This window comes from Microcystis sp. M49636_WE2 (assembly GCF_030065375.1).
Classification (GTDB): domain Bacteria; phylum Cyanobacteriota; class Cyanobacteriia; order Cyanobacteriales; family Microcystaceae; genus Microcystis; species Microcystis aeruginosa_C.
Genome location: NZ_JASJFG010000851.1, coordinates 1 through 1781, shown reverse-complemented (window position 1 = coordinate 1781; position 1781 = coordinate 1). Strand labels below are relative to the sequence as shown.

Here is a 1781-nt window from a genome sequence, read left to right as displayed (position 1 = left end):
TCAAGTTCGCCAGCAACTGGAAACGTTAATTGCAAATCGTGAGATTTTACTCACCCGCTTTACCCAGCTTGAACTGCTTCAAGGGAGCTTAAACGAGCAAGAGTGGACAATCCTCTCTACTTACCTCGAAGTGCAGGATTATGTTGAACTCACGCCTTCTTCCTGGCAAGCAGCTGCACGTATTTACTATGATCTGCGTCGTCAAGGATTGACTGTTCGCAGCCCAATTGATTGCTGTATTGCTCAAGCGGCACTAGAAAATGATCTGCTTCTAATTCACAACGACCGTGATTTTGAAACCATTGCTCAAGTGCGATCTCTTCAAAATCTCCGTTTTCGGCCCTAGGGTGGGTTCCCTAATCTGGCTCCCACTGCTCTACCGATCGATTTTTGGGAACGCACCATGCCCATAGATTGAAGCTGTGAGTTTAAGTGCGATGCTGAAGGCACTGGGTAGCAATACGCCATCGCTGTAGCAACGTGGAGGCTAGAATCTGACAGGGGGACAAGCGAGCTAGAAAACTTGCCAACAAAGGCTTCTGGCTTCTCTCGCTAGAAATAGATCTAGCGATTCTAGGCAAAAAGCTAACGAAAGAATTAGGGATAGGAGCGAGCTTACTAGGAATTATTATTAATAAGTGAGAGATGGTGCGGCGAACTTTTTCGAGCCAAAACCATGAAAAGCTTATGCTATATGGATTTCAGCCTTCTTGTCCCCCTGTCAGGGCTAGAATATATTAAGCCCTATACGTTAGATGTTGTCTATGACTGAACGACTTGAGCAGGCGATCGCCCAATTACAAACCTTGTCAACCGATCAACAGGACGCGATCGCAACCCTAATTTTGGCAGAACTCGAAGAAGAAAAGCGATGGAATGACTCCTTTACCCGCTCACCAAACTTGCTGGCTAAACTAGCAGCCGAAGCAATGGCAGAACATCGATTGGGCAAGACTCAAGAATTAGACCCAGAAACGTTGTGAAGTCTTGTACCACTGCTCGTTTTCGGGAGATGTTTGCAGATCTTCCAAAACCGATTCAAGAGCAGACCCGTAAAGCGTATCGGCAATTCAAAGAAGACCCAAGCTATCCCAGCTTGCGATTCAAGAAAGTCCATCCACAGCTGCCCATCTATTCTGCACGCATCAATAGGGATTATCCTGCTGTCGGTCAATTAGAGGATGATACGGTGATTTGGTTCTGGGTTGGTTCCCATGCAGAGTACGATATGCTGCTGGATCAATTGTAGTGCGGTGCCGCTCTGGTAGGCCCAGTTGGGGAATGTTAGGGAAGATTCCCATTGTCGTTAGAAGCGGGTAACGCGACTCGAACGCGCGACATTCACCTTGGGAAGGTGACGTTCTACCACTGAACTATACCCGCAAAACCATCCCTAATCATAGCATTGACCCCCCGACAAGAGCAACTGCTCTAGGCTGTTTTTCATCACCGCGCCAGTGTGTCCAAAAACGCTAAATAGACTCGCCAGCGGATGATCAAAAATATTCACCGTTCAACTTCTTCATCCTCAAAGAGTCAAGGAGCTAGAGATTGTTTTAAATGCCATTTGTCGATAATATCACCGGGTAATTTTGAGAAGTTGGCAAGGTTTCTTTGAAAATGCCTCTTAGCTTGGACAGGAATTTAGGGGGTATTTTCTGGAAAAGAATCACTATAATTAAATAAAAATGGTACGCTATTTTTTCCCGATCCATCCATGACTAAAACCCGGGGCATTTGCGCCCCACCTTCGCGCCAAGCTTCGATCGCTTCTTTCTGTA

3 protein-coding genes, 1 tRNA gene and 1 pseudogene are annotated in these 1781 nt (G+C 46.3%); 3 read left to right on the top strand and 2 right to left on the bottom strand.

Translation table 11 applies throughout. From position 1 onward, the window contains the following. The 3 genes from vapC to PX484_RS19485 form a co-directional block, all read left to right on the top strand. On the top strand, positions 1 to 346 hold a 346-nt coding region (vapC, locus tag PX484_RS19495), incomplete at its 5' end, for a type II toxin-antitoxin system VapC family toxin (RefSeq protein WP_288105190.1). 418 nt (positions 347 to 764) lie between these two features. Continuing rightward, positions 765 to 983 (top strand): hypothetical protein, encoded by a 219-nt coding sequence (locus PX484_RS19490; RefSeq protein WP_043997602.1) that lies wholly within the window; start codon positions 765 to 767, stop codon positions 981 to 983. Next, complete coding sequence (locus PX484_RS19485; protein ID WP_002799940.1) at positions 980 to 1249, top strand: ParE family toxin-like protein; 270 nt, start codon at positions 980 to 982, stop codon at positions 1247 to 1249. Before PX484_RS19490 ends, PX484_RS19485 begins: the two co-directional genes overlap by 4 nt. 62 nt (positions 1250 to 1311) lie before the next feature. Here the strand turns inward: PX484_RS19485 and PX484_RS19480 are convergent. Together PX484_RS19480 and PX484_RS19475 are read right to left on the bottom strand one after the other, a co-directional pair. Then, a tRNA-Gly gene (locus PX484_RS19480) sits at positions 1312 to 1383 on the bottom strand. A gap of 261 nt (positions 1384 to 1644) precedes the next feature. Continuing rightward, positions 1645 to 1781, bottom strand: a pseudogene (locus PX484_RS19475) (prohibitin family protein); the annotation flags it as partial.

Excerpts from the sequence above, each read along its gene's own strand:
- PX484_RS19490 (WP_043997602.1), top strand. The coding sequence starts at position 765 with ATGACTGAACGACTTGAGCAGGCGATCGCCCAATTACAAACCTTGTCA.